A 20,521-nucleotide genomic window follows, 5' to 3' on the forward strand; every position below is an offset into this window, starting at 1 on the left:
TGCTGCCCTCCAGCGGGCGGCTGGCCGTCGAGCTCGACGGCGCGGTGGTCGGCCACCTGTGCCCGGGTGACACCGTCACGGTGTCGGCGGTGCCCGGCGCGGCCAAGGTGGTGCGGCTCGGCACCACCTTCTACGAGCGCGCCCGGCGCAAGCTGCGCGTCGGCGGGAGCGCGGAGGCGCTCTGATCCGCCGCCCGGCGGTGCCGTGCCCGTGAGGGCGGCGGCGCGTGGCCGGGCGCGGGCGGGTGGTGGTGCGGGTCGCCGGGCGGCTCGTCGTGCTCGTGCGGGTCGCGGCGGCTGGAGACCAGCGCGGCCAGCGCCGTGGTGATCGGCACGGCGGCGATCAGGCCGAGCGTGCCGACCACGCTGCGGGCGATCTCCTGCGTGATGACGGGCGTCGTCAGCACCTCGCCGAGCGGCTGCTCGCCGACGCTGAACAGCAGCAGCAACGGCAGCGACGCGCCCGCGTACGCCAGGATGATCGTGTTGATGACGGAGGCGATGTGCGCCCGCCCCACCCGGCTGCCCGCCCGGTAGAGGCGGCGGAAGCCGTAGGAGGGGTTGGCGGCGGCCAGCTCCGCGACGGTGACGGCCTGCGTGACGGTCACGTCGTCGAGCACGCCGAGCGCGCCGATGATGATGCTGGCCAGCAGCAGCCCCTGCGTGTCGATCGACAGGCTCATGCCCAGCGTGAACGCGCTGTCGTCGGTGACGCCGTTGAGCCTGGCGAACCCGATCACCAGGTAGGACAGCACGCCGGTCAGGGTGAGGCTGGCCAGCGTGCCGAGCACCGCCATCGAGGTGGCGGCGGTGAAGCCGTGGGTCAGGTAGAGGACCGTCAGCATGATGGCCGCCGCGCCCGCGATGGCCACCAGCATGGGCGGCTTGCCCTCCAGGATGCCCGGGATCACGAACGTCAGCAGCAGCACGAACGTGATGCCCAGCCCGGCCAGCGCCGTCAGCCCGCGCCATCGGCCGAAGGCGATGACCGCCAGCGTGAACGCCACGCCCAGCAGCCACAGCGGGCTCGTCCTGTCGTGGTCGGACAGCTGGTAGGCGGGCGTGCCCGGCTCCGCCTCGGCGTGGTGCAGGAGCACGACCGCGTCGCCCGCCGCGAACCGCTGCGAGCCCGGCGCGCTCGGCAGCGCCATCGTCACGGTCTTGCCGTCGTCGAGCATCACGCTCGCCTTGCCGCAGGTCGCCGGGTCGGGCCGGGGTGCCTCGGGCGCGTCCTCCGGGCACGGCTCCAGCACGACGGCGGTGACCGTGCCGGTGAGCCGCTCGAAGCCCGCGTGCTGCTGGGCCGCCTCCTGCCGCCCCTCGGGCCACAGCCACACCAGCGCCACGAGCGTGGCCAGAGCCAGCGGCACCAGCACCGCCAGGGTCGCCACGACGGCCCGCCGCGACGTGCGCACCCGTGTGCCGTGCGCGTGGTCAGCGCCCATCCCCCAAGGCCTCCTCAGGACTCCGAAGTGCGACAGTACTGCACCCGCGCGGGTGGGGTAGCCCGTGTGCATGGGCACGTTGGTGGGCACCTCCGGATGGCAGTATCGCGACTGGCGCGGCGTGCTCTACCCCGAGGGCGTCCCGCAGCGGCTGTGGCTGGAGACGTACGCTGCCGAGTTCGCCACCGTCGAGAGCAACAACGCCTTCTACCGGCTGCCGCCGCCGCGCACGTTCGCCGCCTGGCGCGAGCGGACCCCGGACGGCTTCGTGATGGCGGTCAAGGCCAGCCGGTTCCTCACCCACATCCGGCGGCTGGCCGAGCCGGAGGAGCCGGTCGCCCGGCTGATGGCGGCCGTCGCCGGGCTCGGCGGCAAGCTCGGGCCGATCCTGCTGCAGCTCCCGCCCACGCTGCGGGCCGACCTCGGCCGCCTGGACCGGTGCCTGCGCTGCTTCCCGGCCGGGACGCGGGTGGCGGTGGAGTTCCGGCACCCGTCCTGGTGGACGGACGGGACGCGCGCCGTCCTGGAGGCGCGCGGGGCGGCGCTGTGCTGGGCCGACCGGCTCGGCCGCCCGCGCAACCCGTTCTGGGACACCGCCGGCTGGGGCTACGTGCGGCTGCACGAGGGGCGGGCCGGTTTCGCGTACGGCGACACGTCCCTGAAGACGTGGGCCAGGCGGGTCCGCGAGTCCGGCTGGCGGGACGCGTACGTCTACTTCAACAACGATCCGGGCGGCGCGGCGGTGCGGAACGCCGCGCGGTTTGCCAGACTCCTTTGAATGCGCACCCGTCTGTACAGGAACGGCCGTCTGGTGAAGGAGGGCTTCCCCATCGCGGAGGTCTCCGACCACGTGGCCGACCGGGGCAACGTCGTCTGGTTCGACCTCTGCGCGCCGACGGAGGAGGAGGTCGCGGCGATCGGCGAGGAGCTCGGGCTGCACGAGCTGGCCGTCGAGGACGTGCTCCACGAGTACCAGCGCCCCAAGCTGGACATCTACGACAACCACCTGTTCATCACCGTGCACGCGGTGCACTTCGACGGCGGGCGGTTCGCGCCGGTCGAGATCGACGTGTTCATCACCCCGAACGCGCTGGTGACCGTCCGGCAGAGCGCCGCCTTCGACATCGGCGAGGTCGTCAGGCGCTGGGACAAGGCCGCCCACCTGGCCTCCCACGGCGTGGCGTTCCTGCTGCACGGGCTGCTCGACACCGTCGTCGACGGGCACTTCGCGCTCGTGCAGGAGCTCGACCAGCAGGCCGAGGACCTGGAGGACGAGCTGTTCGAGGAGCGGCTCGCCGACGGCCGCGAGCTCCAGCGCAGGATGTACGAGCTGCGCAAGACCACCGTCAGGTTCCGCAAGATCGCGGTGCCGATGCGGGAGATCGTCTCCACGCTGCTCCGCCGCGACCAGGAGCTGATCGCCGGCACCGGCATGGCCCCCTACTACGAGGACGTCTACGACCACGTGCTGCGCACCGCCGAATGGGTGGAGTCGCTGCGCGACCTGGTGGCCAACATGCGCGAGACGCGGCTGGCCCAGCAGGGCTTCCGGCTGAACGAGATCATGAAGCGGCTGACCGGCTGGGCCGCCATCATCGCCGTCCCCACCATGATCACCGGCTTCTACGGCCAGAACGTGCCCTACCCCGGCGAGGGCCAGCCGTGGGGCTTCTGGATGTCGCTGTTGCTGGTGGCGCTGGCCTCGGTGGCGCTGTACGCGGCGTTCAAGAAGAGGGACTGGTTGTAGGGCGGCGGGCACGGGCCGCCCCGCCCGGCCCTGGCGGCCCCCACCGCGACGCGCACCGCCCGCGCGCCCCGCTCCGGGTGCAGCGGCAGGCAGCGGCCCCCGGCCAGCAGCGTCCGCCGGCCGATCGGGGTGGCCAGCAGCGGCAGCTCCTCGTACGTGACGGGCTCGGCCAGGACCAGCAGCCACCCGCCGCCCGGCAGGCGGCGGCGCTCGCCCTCCAGCGCGTAGTAGTCGAGCACGCCGCCGCCGGTCGAGACGACCGCCCGCATGGTGAACCGGCGGCCCTCGGCCGTGAACACCTCGGCCGACGGCGCCCGGTAGACGCTGTGCACGTAGCCGAGCGCGAACACGCCGGAGGCGGGCAGCGGCAGCCCGTTGACTGCCGGGCGGCCGGCCCCGTCGCCGGAGCCGGCCGCCAGCACGAGCGCGGCGAGCGCGAGGGCCGCCCTGCTCAGCCCTTCTCCTTGTAGTAGCGGGCCGCGCCCGGGTGCAGCGCGACCGGCTCCACCTGCTGGGCCAGCGCCCGGTCGAGCTTCTCGGCCTCCGGGTGCACCTTGACCAGCTCGGCCTTCTTCTCGAACAGGGTCCGGGTGATGTCGTAGGCGAGCTGTTCGGGCATCGCGTCGGGCACCAGCAGCACGTTGGCGATGCCGACCGTCCTGACCGTGCCCTGGAGCTTGTAGACGCTCATGTCGATGTCGAGCCCCACGTACTGCTTGCCGTACTTGGTCTGCATCCCGGCCAGCACGTCGCTGGTGTCGAGCATCTTCATGTCGGGCTTGGTGGTGGCCAGGTCGACCACCCCGGCCGTGGGCAGGCCGCCGACCCACACGAACGCGTCGATGGTGCCGTCCTTGATCGCCTGCACCGACTCGTTGATCGACAGCTGCTGCTTGGTGATGTCGCTGTCGGGGTTCAGCCCGGCGGCCTCCAGCATGCGGCGGGCCACGACCTGGGTGCCGGAGTTCGGCGGGCCGAGCGAGACCGTCTTGCCCTTGAGGTCGGCGACCTTCTCCGCCGCGACGCCGGGCGCCACCACCACGTGCGAGTAGTTGTCGTAGATCCGGGCCAGCGCCTTGACCGGCTGCTTCCCGGTGAACGAGCCGGTGCCCGCGACCGCGTCGGCCGCCGTGTCGGACTGGGAGAAGCCGATGTCGGCCTTGCCGGTGGCCAGCAGCTTGATGTTCTCGATCGAGGCCGAGGTGACGGACGCGGTGGCCTGGGTGTTGGCGATGTTGTTCGACAGCTGCGCGGCCAGGCCGCCGCCGTAGACGTAGTAGACGCCCGTGGTGCCGCCGGTGGCGACGGACAGCCGGTTCCCCGAACCGCCGCAGCCCGCGATCAGGGCGAGCGCGGCGAGCACCGCAAAGATCCGCTTCACGCTGGGGTTCTCCTTCTCCTGATGAGGTGTACGGCAGCCGCGACCGCCAGGACGGCCAGGCCGGCCGCGATCGGGACGGGTTCGAGGAACAGCAGCAGCACGGCGGCGCAGGCGGCCAGCAGCCGCTCGGGCACGCCGCTCAGCCCGCCGGTGGCCATCGCCAGCGCGGCCACCGCGACCGCCGAGACCGCCGTCATCGCCAGCACCGTGCCGATCGGCCCCTGGCCGAGCAGGGCCTGCCCGTTGGGCGTCAGCACGAACGCGAACGGAACCAGGAACGCCGGCAGCGTGTAGCGCCAGGTCAGCAGCATCGTCCGGTACGTGTTGCCGCCCGTGATCGCCGACGCCGCCACCGCCGACAGCGCCGTCGGCGGGCTCACCTCCGACAGGACCGCGTAGTAGAAGACGAACATGTACGCCTCGGGCTCGGTCACGCCCAGCGTCATGAGCGCCGGGCTGATGATGACCGCGGCGATGATGAAGCTCGCGGTCACCGGCACCGCCAGGCCGAGCAGCATGACCGCCCCGGCCGCCAGCAGCGTGGTGAGCACCAGGCTGCCCGCGGCGAAGTCCACGATGATCTTGCTCAGGTTGAGTCCGAGCCCGGTCTGCGTGATGACGCCCACGATGATGCCCGCAGCCGCGCACACCGCCGTGACCGGCAGCACCTCCAGCGTGCCCTTGGCCAGCGCGTGCCAGACCCGCTGCGGGCCCATCCGGTGCGCCGGGTCCAGGAACGACAGCCCGAACGCCACCACGGTGGCGATCACCACCGACAGGAAGGCCGAGTAGTCCAGTGCCATCAGCACCACGATGATCAGCAGCGAGCTGAAGTGGTAGCCGAAGCGCAGCAGCAGCCTGCCGACGGGCGGCGCGTCCACCGGCACCGCGCGGGTCCCGAACCGGCGCGAGTCGATCTCGATGGCCAGGAAGATCCCCAGGTAGTACAGGATCGTCGGGACCGTCGCGTAGATCAGCACCTCCAGGTAGCCGACGTTGAGGCGCTCGGCGATGATGAACGCCGCCGCGCCCAGCGTCGGCGGCGACAGGATCGCGCCGATGCCGCTCGCCGCCAGGATCCCGGCCGCGGGCTCCCTCGGGTAGCCGGCCCGGCGCAGCACCGGCCAGGCGACGCTGCCGAGGCTCACGGTCGTGGCCACGCCCGAGCCCGACACGGTGCCGAGCAGGAAGCCCGCCGTGGTGACCGTCCGGCCGGGGGCGGCGCGCGACCTGCGGAACGCGGCGAAGCTCAGGTCGATGAAGAACTTGCTGGCGCCGGAGAAGTCGAGGACGGCGCCGTAGACGGTGAAAAGGATGATGTAGCTGGCGGCGACCTGCAAAGGGACGCCGAAAAAGCCTTCGGTGCCCGTATAGAGCTGCGAGACGATCTGGGCCAGGTCGAATCCGCGGTGACCGATGGTCCAGTCAATGGGCAAATACACCCCGAAATAGGCATAAGCCAGGAAAAATGCGCATATGGCGGCCAGGGCCCAGCCGACGGTGCGCCGTACGGCCTCCAGCAGCAGCCCGGTCAGCGCCAGCCCCGCCACCACGTCCAGCCCGGTCAGCGCCGCCCCGGAGCCCCGGTCCCGGAAGGCGTCGATGTCGGCCAGCGGATAGACCAGCACCGCCACCGAGAGCACCGCCAGCACCCAGTCGCCGACGGTCGGCCACTCCGGGCCCGCCTTCGAGCTCGCCTCCGATCCCGCGCCCCCGCCGGACGCCGGCTCGTCCGGTGCGGCCGCCGCCGCCGCGGGGAGCGTCTCCGTGGGCGTGACCGTCTCCACGGTGGCCGCCGCGCCCGAGCCCGCGGGCAGCTCGACGGTGGGGGCGACGGCGGGGGCGGCGGTGGGGACCTCCACGGTGGCGTCGTCGGGCGCGGCGAACTCCGGGAGCGTCGGCGCGGCCGCCCCGTCCGGGGCCGGCGGCGGCCGGCGGCGGCGCAGGCGGTGGAGCGCGGGTCCCAGCCCGGAGCGGTAGGCCAGGAACACCAGCGGCAGCGCCACCGCCAGGAACGTCATCCGATGCTGCAACGCCTCGACCGGCCAGAAGACCACCGCGATCGAGTAGGCCGACAGCAGGGCGCCGACGATCCACACGGCGAGCCGCAGGATTCCGCCGAGCCGCCGGGCGGGCCGTTCTTGTTCGTGCGCCGAAACCAGGTCGGCCTCTCGGTCGCTCAGCTCGGTCACAACGATTCCTCCCGACACGGCACTGGGGGCAATTTACGAGGGGTTTACAGGCCGTGGGAAGACTCCGTTACCTTTATGGGATTATTGTCCGCCTGAAAACCGTGGCCTGGCCCGAGCGGCCAATTCGGCGAGCGGCACCGCGCCCGCCTGGCTGCCGTCCCGCAGCCGCACCGACGCCGCCCCGCTCGCCGCCTCACGCGGGCCCACCACGAGCTGGTACGGCACCAGCCGGTGGGCCCGGATGCGGGCGCCGAGGCTGCCCTTGGCCGCGGGGGCCAGCTCGGCCCGCAGCCCTTCGGCGACGGCCCGCCGTACCAGGTCCTCGGCGGCGGGCTGCTCGGCGTCCGACAGCGGCAGGACGACGGCCTGCACGGGCGCGAGCCAGGCGGGGAACGCGCCGGCGTGCACCTCGACGAGGTGGGCGAGCAGCCGTTCCAGGCCGCCGACGACACTGCGGTGCACCATGACGGGACGCCCGCCGCCGGTGTAGGACAGCTCGAAGCGCTCCGGCTGGAAGTAGTCGACCTGCACGGTGGACAGGGTGGACTCGCGGCCCGCCGGGTCGGCGATCTGGATGTCGATCTTCGGCCCGTAGAAGGCGCCCTCGCCGCGTTCCTCGTCGTACGGGCGCCCGCGCCGCTGGAGCACCTCGCGCAGCACGGCCTCCGAGCGCGCCCACAGCTCCGGGTCGTCGACGAACTTGGCGCCGTCGCCGCGCAGCGACAGCCGGTAGCGGGCGGCCCGGATGCCGAGCTGGGCGTGCGCGGCCTCGATCAGGTCGAGCGCCGCCGACACCTCGCCGGCCGCCTGCTCGGGGCGGCAGAACACGTGCCCGTCGTTGAGCTGGATGGCGCGCACCCGGGTGAGGCCGCCGAGCACGCCCGACAGCTCCGAGCGGTACATGCCGCCGAGCTCGGCGAGGCGCAGCGGCAGGTCGCGGTGGCTGCGCTGGCGGGAGCGGTAGACGAGCGCGTGGTGCGGGCACAGGCTGGGCCGCAGCACGTACTCCTCGCCGCCGACGCGCATCGGCGGGAACATGTCCTCGGCGTAGTGCGCCCAGTGCCCGGACCGCTCGTACAGCTCGCGTTTGCCGAGCACGGGCGAGTGGACGTGCTGGTAGCCGTTGCGGCGTTCGAGCTCGTGCACGTAGTCCTCGACGGCCTTGCGCACGGCGGCCCCGGCGGGCAGCAGGAACGGCAGCCCGGAGCCGATCAGCGGGTCGGTGTCGAAGATGCCCAGCTCACGGCCGAGCCTGCGGTGGTCGTTCATGATCGTCCTTTGCGGTGAAAGGGCGAACGACCGATCCGATCCCGGGCATTCGCCCGGGAGACAGAAGTCAGCGCGCCGGGACTGGGTCCGGCGTCGTCGTGACGGAAGCGCGCTGCATACGGGCACCCTAACACCGGTGGCCTCGCCAAGGCCCTGCCAAAAACGGCAAATGATATAAAGAACCGTGGCCGAGATCACCCTGCCCGTGCGCCAGTTGCGGGCGTTCGCCGAGGTCGGCTACCAGGTCGCCGGGGGGAGCGGAGCGCACGGCGCGATGGCGGCGCTGCGTGAGGTCGTGCCGCTGGACGCCTACGAGTTCGTCGCCTTCGACCCCGCCACCGGCCGCCACCACAGCGTCGTCTCCGACGGCCACCGGCGCATCGACGGCGACGCGGCCGAGGAGTACGCGGCGCTGGAGGCGTACCGCAGGGCGATGGCCACCCGGGCGCCGGTCGCGATGCCCGAGCCGGGCACCGAGCGCTACTTCCGCCGCCACCTGGCCCCGTACGGCTGGCGGGCCGGGCTGACGGCGCCACTGTTCCTGGCCGGGGGCCGCTACACCGGGCTGCTGCACCTGGCCACCCGCGACGCCTTCCCCGAGCTGACCGCCGCGCTGGTCGGCGCGGTGAGCCCCATGCTGGCGCACGTCACCGACCTGACCCGGTGCGTGATCGACCCGGTGGGGCTGCCGGGCGGGTTCCGGGCGGTGGCGTTCGACCGGCGCGGCGTCCGGCGCGGCGTGCCCGGCCTGGAGACCTCGCCGGAGCTGTGGGACGACCCGGCGATCGCCGCCTACGCGCGGGCGTTCATCGACTCGCGCGAGCTCAACCGGCACGGCCTCTGGCTCGACGGGCAGGGCCGCTGGCACGAGATGCGGCTGCTGCGGGCCGGGGTCGGCTTCCAGGGCGGGCTGCAGGGCGCCGTGGTGGCCGAACGGCCCTGCGCGCTGCCGTACGAGCTGACCGGGCGCGAGGTGGACGTGCTCACCCGGGTCGCGGCCGGTGACTCCAACCCGCAGATCGCCGCCGCGCTGGTGCTCAGCGTCCGCACGGTCACCACGCACCTGGAGCACATCTTCGCCAAGCTGGGCTGCGACAGCCGCACCCGGCTCAGCACCAAGGCGCTGGCCGAGGGCCTGTGCCGGCTGGACGTCTGAACACCGCTCGTTGTTTTCGGGGAAGTCTGCTGATCAGGACGGCGACCGCCGCCGTCCGGGCACGAGACACCACGGAGGACATGATGACGACCACGCCCAGCGACCCGGCCGGGGCGCTGCCCGGCCGCCCGCCCGTCGTCGACCTGGCGACCTGGCAGGTGGCCAGGGACGAGCTGCTGGTCCGGGAGAAGGCCCACACCCGTGAGGGCGACGCCATCGCGGCGGCGCGCCGCCGGCTGCCGATGGTGGAGTTCGACGGGACGGCCGAGGTCGTCGGGGCCGACGGGCCGGTGCCGTTCCTGGACCTGTTCCAGGGGCGCGAGGAGCTCGTGGTCTACAAGCACATGTGGTACGACGGCGCGCCGCACCAGGGCCAGTGCGAGGGCTGCACCACGATGGCCTGGCATCTGAAGGACTCCGTCGTCTACCTCGGCACGCGGGGCGTCTCGTTCGCCGTGCTGACCCCGGGCCGCTGGGACGAGGTGGCCGCCTTCACCGCGTTCATGGGCTACACCCAGCCGTGGTACTCGGTGCGCGGCCTGGACGAGCCGCTCGGCGGCGGCATGGCCGCCCTCTCCTGCTTCCTGCGCGAGGGCGAGCGGGTGTTCCTGACCTACTCCACGACCGGCCGGGGCAACGAGCCGGCCAACGGCTGCTTCGGGCTGCTCGACATGACGCCGTACGGGCGCGGCGAGGCGTGGGAGGACAACCCGGAGGGCCGCCCGGAGGGCCGTCACCCGTGCTGGTACTGGCGCTCCGACGTGGACGGCGCCGCCACCTGGGGGCCGGACAGCCGCCCGGTGCCGCAGTGGACCCGCCCCGGCGCCACCCCCGAGAAGACCCTCGGCCGCGAGGGCTCCCACCACTGACGCGGGCGGCCCGGGGCTCAGCCGGTCCCGGTACGGCTCCGGGCGGTCCACCCGGCGGGCACGGTCACCAGCAGCAGCTCGAACCACACGCGGGTGGCGCCGTCGTGCCGGGTGAAGCCCCAGCGGTGGCTGAGCGCCTCCAGCAGCGGCAGCCCCCGCCCGCCCGTCGCGTACGGGTCGGCCCGGCACACGCACGGCGGCGCCTCCGAGCCGCCGTCCTCCACCCACACGCGCACCAGTTCCCCGCAGACCCGCACCGCCACCGTGAACGAGCCGCCGTCGCCCGAGCGCGAGTGCAGGATCGCGTTGGTGGCCAGCTCGCTGGTCAGCAGCGCGCAGTCGTCGTGCAGCGGATGGTCGCGGCCGAGCACGGCCGTCACCAGGCCGCGCGCCCCCGCGACCTGCGACGGCACCCCCGGGAATCGGAGCGCGAGATCGTGTTGCGAGTCCGGCGTGGCCACGGTGGAACCCCCCTGAATGCGGCGACGTCATGAGACGCGCCACGCCGGGGCGGAGGATGGTCGCGAAAAGGTGCGAATGCCCTTGCCCGCGCGGCACCAGGCCCGATGTCCTGCGGGACAGGCGGGGTAGCGCGTCCCCGGCAGGTCACGAGGCGCGAGCGCCTAGTACGCTGCGATCGACGAGTCGACTAGGAGGAGTGCCTGCGTGAGCAGCCTGGAGGCCGTCTGGGTGCAGCGGTACGACCACCCGGGGGCAGCGGTCGTGACCGGAGTCTTCGACATCCTGCACGTGGGCCACGTGCGCTACCTGGGCGCGGTGGCCGCGCGAGGGCTGCCGCTCGTCGTCGGCGTGGAGGACGACCCGCGGGTGCGCGCGTGGAAGGGCCCCTCGCGGCCGTTCAACCCGGCGGCCGAGCGCGCCGAGCTGCTGGCGGCGCTGCGGTTCGTGACGGGGGTGTTCATCGTGACGGGGCCGCCGGAGGCGCACGGGCCCGAGGACTACATCGACCTGCTCACCCCGATGCGGCCCGGCGCGCTCGCGCACACCGCGGGCGACCCGCACGCGGGCGGCCGGTGCGCGGCGGCGGCGCTGCTCGGCGCCGAGTGCTGGGAGCTGGAGGCCATCCCCGACCGGTCGACGACGCGCATCGTCAACGCCGCGGGCAAGGGCTGACGCGGCCCCGCTCCCATGATCGCGTAATCTTCCGTCACATGACGGCCGATCTCCTGGCGCGGAGGGTGACGGACCTGCTGGCGCCGCAGGTGCTGGTGATCGCCATGCCGCCCGCCGTGGGGCTCATCGCGGAGGGCTGGGCGGGGGCGGTGTGGGGGCTGGTGGCCTCCGTGCTGTGCGGCGGCGTGCCCGCCGCGGTGATCGCCGTGGGCGTGCGCTCGGGGCGGCTCGACTCCCACCACATCGTCGACCGGGCCCGCCGCACCGGCCCGCTGCTGGCCGCCGTCGGCGCGGTGCTGTTCGCGCTGCTGCTGCTGGGGGTGCTCGGCGCGCCGACGCTGCTGGTGGCGACGGTGACGGCGATGCTGGCCGCGCTGGCCGTGACGATCCCGGTGACGCTGCGCTGGAAGATCTCCTTCCACGCGGCGGTGTCGGCGGGCACGGTGGTGGTGCTGGCCCACGTGCTGCCCGCGGCGCCGACGCTGGCGGCGGGGGCGGCGGTGGTGGCGCTGGTGTGCTGGGCCCGGGTGCGGCTGACGCACCACACGTGGGCCCAGGTGGCCGCCGGGGCGCTCGTCGGGACGCTCGTCACGTGGGGCACGCTGGCGGCGTTCGGCATCGGATAGCGGGCGCGTGACACCGGAATAGGGGAGCCTGCCGCGCGGTTGCGGCGGGCATGGACGCCACGAGCCGGGGCCGGGTGCGCGTCGAGCGCACGGCCAAGCGAGTCAGGACCTATCTGGGCGGCCGCGCGGTCGCCGACACCACCCGCGCCCTGATGGTGTGGGAGAGCCCGCACTACCCGACCTACTACTTCCCGCTGGAGGACGTCGAGCGGGACGCGCTCAAGCCCACGGGCGAGACCCGCCGCTCGCCGAGCCGGGGCGAGGCCGCCGTCCACACGCTCGCCCCGGGCGGCGGCGAGGCGCTCGTCTACGGCGACGACGTGCCCCTGGAGCCGGTACGGGGTCACGTCCGCTTCGACTGGGACGCGATGGACGCCTGGTTCGAGGAGGACGAGGAGGTGTACGTGCACGCGCGCGACCCGTACACGCGCGTCGACATCCTGCCCAGCTCGCGGCACGTGCGGGTGGAGGTCGACGGGGTGACGGTGGCCGACTCGCGCAACGCCCGGGTCCTGTTCGAGACCGGCCTGCGGCCCCGCTACTACCTGCCGAAGACCGACGTCCGGCTCGACCTGCTGGAGCCCACCGCCACGGTCACGCGCTGCCCGTACAAGGGCACGGCCGAATACTGGTCGGTCAACGGCCACGAGGACCTGGCCTGGTCCTACCGCACGCCGCTGCCGGAGAGCGAGCGCGTCGCGGGCCTGATCGCCTTCTACAACGAGAAGCTCGACGTCTACGTCGACGGCGTGCTGGAGGACAGGGCCGGTTGACAGCCGCCACCCCGATCCACCACCCTTTCACTATTCGAATAGTGAAAGGGTGGTTTCGTGATCGAGTTCCAGCTCGACCGGGGATCGGGGGTGGCGACGTACCTCCAGCTCGTCCACCAGGTCAAACAGGCGCTGCGGCTCGGCACGCTGCGGCCCGGCGACCAGCTGCCCACCGCGCGCGAGGTCGTCGAGAGCCTGGCCATCAACCCCAACACCGTGCTCAAGGCCTACCGGGAGCTGGAGCGCGAGGGCCTGGTGGCGGGCCGGCCGGGGCTGGGCACGTTCGTCGAGCAGGGGATCGCCGGGCCGACGCTGGCCGACCACCACCGGCTGCGGCGCGGGCTGGAGGAGTGGGTGCGCCAGGCCCGCGCCGCCGGGCTGGACGAGGAGGACCTGCGGGCGCTGTTCGGCGCGGTGCTGGCCGGCTCCGCGCGTGAGGGCGTCGCGTGAACGCGCTGGAGGTCACCGGGCTGGCCGTGCGCCGCCGCCGGTCCTGGGTGCTGCGCGACTGCTCGCTGGCGGTCCCGGCCGGGCGCGTGGCCGCGCTGGTCGGCCCCAACGGCGCCGGCAAGACCACGCTCATGCACGCCGCCGTCGGCCTGCTCGCCCCCGCCCGGGGCGGCGTCACCGTGCGCGGGCAGGCCGCGTTCGTGGCCCAGGACAAGCCGCTGTACGAGACGTTCACGGTCGCGGAGACGCTGCGCTTCGGCCGCCGCACCAACGACCGCTGGGACGAGGAGGCGGCCAGGAGACGGCTGGACCGGCTCGGCATCCCGCTCGGCGGCAGGGTCGGCCGGCTGTCCGGCGGGCAGCGGGCGCAGGTCGCGCTGACCCTCGCGCTGGCCCGGCTGCCCGACCTGCTGGTGCTGGACGAGCCGCTGGCCAACCTCGACCCGGTCGCCCGGCACGACGTGATGCGCTCGATCATGGCCGAGGTGGCCGAGCGCGGGCTGACCGTGCTGCTGTCCTCGCACGTCGTCTCCGACCTGGAGGACACCTGCGACTGGCTGATCGTGCTCAACGGCGGGCGGCTCCAGGTCAGCGGCGACATCGAGGACCTGCTCGGCGGGCACAGCGTGCTGACCGGCCCGGCCGGCGCCTCCGCCGCCGGGTGCGACGTCGTCGGGGAGAGCCGCACCGGCAGGCAGGTGAGCCTGCTCGTGCGCGGCGGGCCGCCGCCCGACCCGCGCTGGAACGCCCGGCGGCCGGGCCTGGACGAGCTCGTCATGGGCTACCTGCGCAGCCCCGCGTCGGCGGCGCTGCCCGCGCCCGCGGAGGTGGCCGGATGATCTGGGTCACCTGGCGCCAGCACCGGGCGCAGATCCTCGTCACCGCCGGCTTCCTGGCCGCGCTCGGCCTGCTGCTGCTCGGCTCCGCGCTCGAAGCACGGTCGTTCGTGGCCGCGCACGTGCCCGGCGGCTGCCCGGGGGGCACCGCGTTCTGCGGGTCGCTGGAGGCGGCCGTCGGCCTCGGGGAGCGCTACGACGCCGTCTACTCGGTGTTCGGCTGGATGCCGCTCGTGCTGCCCGCGCTGGTCGGCGCGTTCTGGGGGGCGCCGCTGCTCGGCAGGGAGTACGAGCGCGGCACCCACCTGCTGGCCTGGACCCAGCGGGTCCCGGTGCGGCGGTGGCTGGCTATCAAGCTGGCCGTGCTCGGCGGCGCGGTGGTGGCCGGCGGGCTGCTGCTGTCGCTGATGGTCAGCCTGTGGCGGCCGGTGTTCCGGGAGGGGATCGACTCCGGGTTCGGCAACATCGGGATCTTCAACATGACCGGGGTGGCCCCGGCCGCCTGGTGGCTGTACGCGTTCGCGCTGGGGACGCTGGCCGGGGCGGTGCTCAAGCGGACGCTCCCGGCGATGGCGCTGGTCGTGGCCGGGGTGGCGGCGACCATGTTCGCGCTGTTCGCGCTCAGCGACCACTACGCCACCCCGCAGCGCACCGAGCTGACCGGCAGCGTGGTGCTCGGCGACCCCGACGCCCGGCTCGTCGGCGGCGGCACCTGGGTGGACCCGGCCGGGCGCGAGGTCGGCACGGCGGACACGCCCGCGGCCTGCGAGCGGCGGCTGGACGTCGGGCGCGCCGGCCGCAACACCGACTCCTGGCACAAGTGCCTGTTCGACGCGGGCTACCGCTACGCGGTGACCTACCACCCGCCGTCGATGTTCTGGCGCTTCCAGTGGACCGAGGCGGGAATCCTCCTGCTGGCGTCGGCCGTCCTGGGCGGCCTGGCCGTGCGGATCACGCTGCGCCGCACGGCGGGCGGCACTCCGCTACCGGGGGCTCACGACAGCAGCCGCGTCAGCACCCGGACGCCGAACTCCAGTCCCTCCACCGGCACCCGCTCGTCCTTGCCGTGGAACATCCCGAAGTAGTCCAGATCCGGCCGCAGCATGAGCGGCGCGAACCCGTACCCCTCGATCCCGATCCTGGCGAACGACTTGGCGTCCGTGCCGCCGCTCATCACGTACGGCACGGGCCTGGCCAGCGGGTCCTCGGCCACGAGGCTGGCGGCCAGCTCGTCGAAGAACGACGACGGGTACGGCGCGGCCGGGGCGTCCTCCAGGTTGACGAACTCCCGGGTGATCTTCGGCCCGAGCAGCTCGTCGATCGTCGCCAGGAACTCCTCCTGCAGCCCCGGCAGGTAGCGGCCGTCCACGTGCGCCTCGGCGGTCGAGGGCACCACGTTCACCTTGTAGCCGGCCTCCAGCATCGTCGGGTTGGCCGAGTTGCGGATCTGCCCCTCGAACAGCTTGCCGAGCGAGCCGAGCCGCCGCGCCTCGGCGTCCAGCCGGTCCAGGTCGATCGGCTGCCCGGTGATCTCCGACAGGCTGTCGAGCAGCGCCGCGACCGACGGCGTGACCCGTACCGGCCACTGGTAGGAGGCGATGCGCGACAGCGCGTGCACCAGCGTCGCGACCGGGTTGTCCACCGCGGGCCGGGAGCCGTGCCCGGCCACGCCGTGCGCGGTGAGCTTCATCCACGCGGTGCCGCGCTCGCCCACCGCCACCGGGTAGACGCGGTGGCCGCCGGAGTCGACGCTGAACCCGCCCGACTCGCTGATCGCCTGCGTGACCCCGTCGAACAGCTCCCGGTGCTCGGTCACCGCGTGCCGCGAGCCGAAGTCGCCGGTCGCCTCCTCGTCGGCCAGGAACGCCAGCACCACGTCCCGCCGGGGCCGCACGCCCAGCGCCCGCATGCCCAGCACCGCCGACAGGGTCATCGCGCACGAGCCCTTCATGTCGACCGCGCCCCTGCCGTAGACGCACCCGTCGACGATCTCGCCCGAGAACGGGTGCATCCGCCACTCGGCCGGGTCGGCCGGGACCACGTCCAGGTGCCCGTGCACCAGCAGCGCGTCCGGGGAGTCGCCCGCCATCCGCGCCACCACCGTGGTGCGGCGCGGCGCGGACTCGAACACCTCCGGCTCCAGCCCGGCGTCGGCCAGCAGCGTGGCCACGTACTCGGCGGCCGGCCGCTCCCCGGAGCCCGGATTGGTGGTGTCGAACCTGATCAGGTCCGAGCAGATCTCGGCGACGCTCTTCACTTCCTGCCCTCCAGCTTCAGCGGCGCCACCTCGGGCGTCTCGAACCCGAAGATCAGTCCGTAGAAGGCCAGCTCGGCCTCCAGCACCGCCACGATCGTCTCTTCCCTGCGCCAGCCGTGCTGCTCGCCCTCGAAGGTGAGCAGGGCCCACTCTTTGCCGTTCCTGTCCAGCTCCGCGACGAACCGCTCGGCCTGGCCGACGTCCACGATCGCGTCCTCCAGCCCGTGCAGCATCAGGCACGGCCCCGACGCCCGGTGCGCGTGCAGCAGCGGCGAGCGCTCGCTGTAGCGCTGCCGCGTCTCCGGCAGCGGGCCGATCAGGCCGTCCAGGTAACGCGACTCGAAGTCGTGCGTCTCAGCCGCCCAGCTCTCCGGGTCGGTGATCGCGTAATGGGCGACGCCGCCCGCGAACACGTCGCTGTGCACCAGCGCCGCCACCGTCGTCCAGCCGCCCGCGCTGCCGCCCCGGATCGCGATCCGCGCCGCGTCGGCCCGGCCCAGCTCCACCAGCCCGCGCGCCACCTTGGCGCAGTCCTGCACGTCGACCACGCCCCACTGGTGCCGCAGCCGCTCGCGGTAGGCGCGGCCGTAGCCGGTGGAGCCGCCGTAGTTGACCACCGCCACGCCCAGCCCCCGGCTGGTGAAGTAGGCGATCTCCAGGTCCAGCATCACCGGGTGGTTGCCGGTCGGCCCGCCGTGCACGAAGATCACGTACGGGGCCGGGCCGCGCGTCCCCGCCGGCGGATACAGGTGCGCGTGCACGCCCTCGACCGTCACCGCCTCCGGCACCGGCAGCAGGTCCCGCTCCGGCAGCTCCTTGGGCGCCGACACCACCTCGTGCCCGCCGCCGTCGAGGTCGACGAGCATCACCTCCAGAGGCGTGTACGGGGTCGCCGACACCGCCGCGACCTTGCCCCCGGCCGCCGACACCGTCGAGGCCCAGTAGGTGGCCTCCCCGCCGATGTCGCGCAGCTCGCCGCCGCCCGGGTCCAGCACGGCCAGCCTGCGCCGGTCCGGCGTGCCGTACACGACCGCCAGCCGGTCACCGGCCACCGCCAGGCAGCCCGAGCCCGGTTTCCACGCCGCGTGGCCGAACTCCGCCTCGACCGGCGTCAGGTTGCGGATCCGCGTGCCGTCCCTGCCGATCAGGTGCACGTTCCACCAGCCCGTCGGGTCGGTGATCGCGTACAGCGTGTCGTCGTCGCGCCACTCCGCCTGCACCACCGACTCGTCCGGCCCGCCCGCGACCACCTCGTACGGCCCCGCCTGCCCGCCGGGGCCGAGCGGCGCCACGCACAGCTCGGTGGCGTCCCACGGCATCGCCGGATGGTCCCAGCCGATCCAGGCGACATGCCGCCCGTCGGGCGACAAACGCGGATTCATCAGGAAACGCTGCGCCTCGGCGATCACCGTCAGCGGCCCGCCGTCCAGCGGGATCGCCACCAGGTCGCGCACGTCCGCGCTCTCCCGCACCGCCCACACCTCGTCGCGGCCCGGCGGCAGGTAGAGGTCGGCGTAACGGGCCGGGCCCGCCGGCGTCAGCGCCACCGGGTCGCCGCCGCCGATCCGGTAGACGCGCTGGTCGGCCCAGTTCGTGAACACCAGGCCGCCACCGGGCAGCGGGCGCCACGAACGGCCGCCGTACTCGATCACCCGGTTGCGCGCGTTCCAGCCGTCCGGCAGGGCGTCCACCCGCTCGCCGCCCGGCAGGCGCCGCACCACGCAACGCCGGCCGCCCTCGTGCGGGCGCGGCTCGTCCCACCACACCTCGACGCCTTCCGGCGTGGCCACCGCCTCAACCCACTGGGGGCCGCCGTCGGTCCGGGCCACATCGATCGGTCGAATACTCATATTTCACCAATTGCCATTTGACGGGGGCAAGGACATCTTGGGTGGGTGCAGCACGTACGCGATCCCGCCGCTGCCGGAGCTCCGCAGCCACACCCGCTCGAACGCGGCACGCGGATAGACCCGGCGCACCTGCGCGTCGCCCGGCGCGGCCGGATCGTTGACCATGACGTCGCCCGCGGCCGTGAACCCCGTGACGACCATGATGTGCCCGCCCGTGGAATAGCCGGAGCCCGGCAGCTCGTGCTCCTTGAACGACTGCGACGTGATCACCGGGATCCCGGCGCGCACCAGCACTTCCAGCTCCGCCGCCGACCGCAGCCTCGTCACGAGCCCGGCCAGCCCGTACGTGCCCGCGTACGCCACGTTGAACGGCCAGTTGCCGGTGCCCTGGTAGCTGGTGTCGTAGGCGCCGCGCGCCGCGTGGTCCACCGCCGGGCACGGGTCGCCCGCGCCCACCCAGCCCAGCTCGTCAGCCGCCGGGCCACGGCCCCAGTAGGCGAGCACCATGGCCACCGCCGCCGGGCCGCACCAGTTCGCGCCGCCGCCGTCCCACTGCGGGTGGTGCCCGGCGTGCTCGTGCTGCGAATGCGCCGGCACCACCAGATGGAACGCCCCGCCCGGCCCCGGCGCGCTCGGCGCGGGCCGGGCCGGCAGCGCCGAGGCCATCACGCCCAGCCCGTGCACGCGCGCCCCCGCGCCGTGCGCCGTCACCCGCACCCGGAACGCCGTCACCGGCCGCCGCGCCACGAACGTGTCGACCGCCACGTCCCCGTCCTCGTCCCCCTGCCCCGGGACCGACGTGCGCGGCTCGCCGTGCTCCGACCAGCGGCCCATCACGTACCACCTGGTCCGCGAACCCGCCGCCGTCGTCGCCTGAAGCTCCACCTCGATCCACGAGCCCGGCGGCGTCCGCGCCGTCCACGAGGCCACGAGCTGCGTCGCCGCGAAGCCGATCGGGTGCTCGGCACTGGTCCACGACGCCTGGCCCGCCGGCACGGAGAAGCGGGCGAAACAGACACGGGCCAGGTCGACGGTGAGCACCAGGCTCATTGTGGAACCCTCTCCCGCCCCGCGCATCGGAGGTTTTACGTACCGGACCCGATTGTGTCGGTGGTGATCACTATCGTCCGGGCCATGACTCAAGCGGTGCAGGCGTACTCCTACGCCGGGCCCTCCGTGCTCGCCGACGGCCGGCTCGGCCTGTCCACCTCCGGCGGCACGGCCCTGTCGGGCCCCCAGACCCATCCCCGGTTCTTCAGCGGGCTCCTCACCCAGGCCGCCCCCGCCGCCGCCGGCCTGCTGGCCGTCGCCGACGTGGCCATGGCCCGCTACCACCAGCCCCGCCCCGGCTGGACCCGCGACCCGGTGGTGACCTGCGACGGCGACCGGCTCAGGTTCGAGTCGTTCTCCGCCTGCGGCGGCGTCTACGCCCGCCTCGACGTGCTCGCCCTCGACGGCGACGTGCTCGACCGGGGCACCACCAACGTCGACGTCAACGGGCCGCTGCGCGAGTCGCTCGCCCGCGTCGGCGGACGCGACCCCCTCCACCTCGGCGTCGGCCCCGACGAGCTCACCGTCACCACCCTCGACGGCGCCGTCGTCGAGAAGAAGGTGCCGCTGCCCAGCCGGTGGCTGCGCGGCTTCGCCGAGGTCCAGGTGATCGCCGCCGGCTTCGACCTGCGCGCCGAGCTCAAGGGGCCGCAGGCCGTCCGCTTCCTGCGCTCCCTGCCGCGCAAGGCGTCCGCCACCGTGTGGGCCGTTCCCGCCGGCGGCGACCTGCGCCTGGCCGCCGGGCCCGGCCGTGGCTCCGTCTGCCTGTCCGGCGCCGGCCGCGTCGCCACCCTCATGCCGCTGCTGCGCTTCGCCAAGGCCCTGCGCGTCTACGGTCCGCCCGCCGGCGCCGACGCCGGCCACCAGGCCAGCGCCTGGGAGCTCGAACTGCCCGGCATGCGCTACACGCTCGCCGTCTCGCCCCAGCCGTGGCGCGGCTTCTCCGGCGAAGGCGCCGTCCTCGACGACCTCGCCACCGACGAGGCCGCCGGCGACGCCGACGTGATCGGGATGCTGCTCAACTTCGAGCCCGCCGTCGAGATCGGCCTGCTCGCCGACCGCTCCGGGCTCCCCGTCGACCGCGTACGCGCCGCGCTCACCCAGCTCGGCACCGCCGGGCGCGTCGGCTACGACCTGTACGAGGCGGGCCACTTCCACCGCGAGCTGCCCTACGACCGCGACCAGGTGGCGCAGCTCAACCCGCGCCTCACGGCCGCCCGGGCGCTCGTCGAAGCGGGCGCCGTCACCCTCGACGGCGACCACGCCCGCGTCACCACCTCCGGCGGCACCCGCCAGGTCGGCATCGCCGACGGGAGCTGCACGTGCGAGTGGTGGTTCGACCACCGCGGCTCCCGCGGCCCCTGCAAGCACGTCCTCGCCGCCCGCATCGCCTCCCGCCACACCGCGGACGCCCTCCTATGACCCCCACCCCACCCCCCCCCCCCCCCCCCCCCCCCCCCCCCCCCCCCCCCCCCCCCCCCGCCCCC

At 73.9% G+C, this 20,521-nt stretch carries 20 protein-coding genes and 1 pseudogene; 12 read left to right on the forward strand and 9 right to left on the reverse strand.

Going from position 1 to position 20,521, the window contains the following annotated elements:
* A pseudogene (locus tag KME80_RS44660) lies at positions 1-185 on the forward strand (NAD(+)/NADH kinase); the annotation flags it as partial.
* On the opposite strand, the gene KME80_RS44665 reads toward KME80_RS44660, so the two are convergent.
* Positions 131-1,444, reverse strand: a complete 1,314-nt coding sequence (locus tag KME80_RS44665; RefSeq protein WP_219517799.1) for a YibE/F family protein — start codon at positions 1,442-1,444, stop codon at positions 131-133. The pseudogene KME80_RS44660 and the gene KME80_RS44665 overlap by 55 nt on opposite strands.
* A gap of 70 nt (positions 1,445-1,514) precedes the next feature.
* On the opposite strand from KME80_RS44665, the gene KME80_RS44670 reads away from it, so the two are divergent.
* Both KME80_RS44670 and KME80_RS44675 read left to right on the forward strand, forming a co-directional pair.
* Entirely contained in the window at positions 1,515-2,222 is a 708-nt protein-coding gene (locus KME80_RS44670; protein ID WP_219517800.1) for a DUF72 domain-containing protein, read from the forward strand.
* Positions 2,223-3,191, forward strand: coding sequence for a magnesium transporter CorA family protein (locus tag KME80_RS44675; RefSeq protein ID WP_219517802.1), 969 nt, complete (start codon positions 2,223-2,225; stop codon positions 3,189-3,191). It abuts the gene before it with no gap.
* Here the strand turns inward: KME80_RS44675 and KME80_RS44680 are convergent.
* From KME80_RS44680 to thrS, 4 genes are all read right to left on the reverse strand, one after another.
* The gene (locus tag KME80_RS44680; protein ID WP_219517803.1) at positions 3,086-3,613 is read right to left on the reverse strand and encodes a DUF1850 domain-containing protein; all 528 of its coding nucleotides are present in this window, start codon (positions 3,611-3,613) and stop codon (positions 3,086-3,088) included. The genes KME80_RS44675 and KME80_RS44680 overlap by 106 nt on opposite strands.
* Positions 3,614-3,642: 29 nt before the next feature.
* The gene (locus tag KME80_RS44685; protein WP_219517804.1) at positions 3,643-4,572 is read right to left on the reverse strand and encodes a TAXI family TRAP transporter solute-binding subunit; all 930 of its coding nucleotides are present in this window, start codon (positions 4,570-4,572) and stop codon (positions 3,643-3,645) included.
* The gene (locus KME80_RS44690) at positions 4,569-6,764 is read right to left on the reverse strand and encodes a TRAP transporter permease (RefSeq protein WP_219517805.1); all 2,196 of its coding nucleotides are present in this window, start codon (positions 6,762-6,764) and stop codon (positions 4,569-4,571) included. The genes KME80_RS44685 and KME80_RS44690 overlap by 4 nt, the downstream gene beginning before the upstream one ends.
* A gap of 81 nt (positions 6,765-6,845) precedes the next feature.
* The gene (gene thrS, locus KME80_RS44695; RefSeq protein WP_219517806.1) at positions 6,846-8,033 is read right to left on the reverse strand and encodes a threonine--tRNA ligase; all 1,188 of its coding nucleotides are present in this window, start codon (positions 8,031-8,033) and stop codon (positions 6,846-6,848) included.
* A gap of 184 nt (positions 8,034-8,217) precedes the next feature.
* Here thrS and KME80_RS44700 point away from each other — a divergent pair, with 184 nt between their 5' ends.
* Both KME80_RS44700 and KME80_RS44705 read left to right on the forward strand, forming a co-directional pair.
* Entirely contained in the window at positions 8,218-9,189 is a 972-nt protein-coding gene (locus KME80_RS44700; RefSeq protein WP_219517807.1) for a helix-turn-helix transcriptional regulator, read from the forward strand.
* 80 nt (positions 9,190-9,269) lie between these two features.
* Positions 9,270-10,058: a DUF899 family protein gene (locus KME80_RS44705; protein WP_246646784.1), complete on the forward strand. Its 789-nt coding sequence runs from the start codon at positions 9,270-9,272 to the stop codon at positions 10,056-10,058.
* 17 nt (positions 10,059-10,075) lie between these two features.
* Here KME80_RS44705 and KME80_RS44710 read toward each other — a convergent pair whose 3' ends face one another.
* Positions 10,076-10,519, reverse strand: coding sequence for an ATP-binding protein (locus KME80_RS44710; protein WP_219517808.1), 444 nt, complete (start codon positions 10,517-10,519; stop codon positions 10,076-10,078).
* Between the two features lie 205 nt (positions 10,520-10,724).
* Between KME80_RS44710 and KME80_RS44715 the strand changes: the two genes are divergently transcribed.
* From KME80_RS44715 to KME80_RS44740, 6 genes are read left to right on the forward strand one after another with little or no spacing between them, the layout of a single operon-like run.
* Positions 10,725-11,192, forward strand: a complete 468-nt coding sequence (locus tag KME80_RS44715) for an adenylyltransferase/cytidyltransferase family protein (RefSeq protein WP_219517809.1) — start codon at positions 10,725-10,727, stop codon at positions 11,190-11,192.
* Positions 11,193-11,230: 38 nt separating this feature from the next.
* Entirely contained in the window at positions 11,231-11,818 is a 588-nt protein-coding gene (locus KME80_RS44720) for a hypothetical protein (protein WP_219517810.1), read from the forward strand.
* 50 nt (positions 11,819-11,868) lie between these two features.
* Positions 11,869-12,591 carry a DUF427 domain-containing protein gene (locus KME80_RS44725; RefSeq protein ID WP_219517812.1) on the forward strand — a complete coding sequence of 241 codons (723 nt, stop codon included), beginning with the start codon at positions 11,869-11,871 and terminating at the stop codon, positions 12,589-12,591.
* A 57-nt stretch (positions 12,592-12,648) separates the two neighbouring features.
* Complete coding sequence (locus tag KME80_RS44730; protein WP_219517814.1) at positions 12,649-13,041, forward strand: GntR family transcriptional regulator; 393 nt, start codon at positions 12,649-12,651, stop codon at positions 13,039-13,041.
* Positions 13,038-13,880, forward strand: coding sequence for an ABC transporter ATP-binding protein (locus tag KME80_RS44735; protein ID WP_219517816.1), 843 nt, complete (start codon positions 13,038-13,040; stop codon positions 13,878-13,880). Before KME80_RS44730 ends, KME80_RS44735 begins: the two co-directional genes overlap by 4 nt.
* Positions 13,877-14,962, forward strand: coding sequence for an ABC-2 membrane transporter-related protein (locus tag KME80_RS44740; RefSeq protein ID WP_219517818.1), 1,086 nt, complete (start codon positions 13,877-13,879; stop codon positions 14,960-14,962). Before KME80_RS44735 ends, KME80_RS44740 begins: the two co-directional genes overlap by 4 nt.
* Here the strand turns inward: KME80_RS44740 and KME80_RS44745 are convergent.
* From KME80_RS44745 to KME80_RS44755, 3 genes are read right to left on the reverse strand one after another with little or no spacing between them, the layout of a single operon-like run.
* Complete coding sequence (locus KME80_RS44745) at positions 14,872-16,134, reverse strand: M20/M25/M40 family metallo-hydrolase (RefSeq protein ID WP_219517820.1); 1,263 nt, start codon at positions 16,132-16,134, stop codon at positions 14,872-14,874. The genes KME80_RS44740 and KME80_RS44745 overlap by 91 nt on opposite strands.
* Positions 16,131-17,984 (reverse strand): S9 family peptidase, encoded by a 1,854-nt coding sequence (locus KME80_RS44750; RefSeq protein WP_219517822.1) that lies wholly within the window; start codon positions 17,982-17,984, stop codon positions 16,131-16,133. The genes KME80_RS44745 and KME80_RS44750 overlap by 4 nt, the downstream gene beginning before the upstream one ends.
* Before the next feature lie 3 nt (positions 17,985-17,987).
* Positions 17,988-19,034, reverse strand: a complete 1,047-nt coding sequence (locus tag KME80_RS44755) for a C39 family peptidase (protein WP_219517823.1) — start codon at positions 19,032-19,034, stop codon at positions 17,988-17,990.
* Positions 19,035-19,118: 84 nt separating this feature from the next.
* Between KME80_RS44755 and KME80_RS44760 the strand changes: the two genes are divergently transcribed.
* Complete coding sequence (locus KME80_RS44760) at positions 19,119-20,456, forward strand: SWIM zinc finger family protein (RefSeq protein WP_219517825.1); 1,338 nt, start codon at positions 19,119-19,121, stop codon at positions 20,454-20,456.
* Positions 20,457-20,521 lie beyond the last annotated feature (65 nt).

The organism is Nonomuraea ceibae (assembly GCF_019396325.1).
GTDB classification, from domain to species: domain Bacteria; phylum Actinomycetota; class Actinomycetes; order Streptosporangiales; family Streptosporangiaceae; genus Nonomuraea; species Nonomuraea ceibae.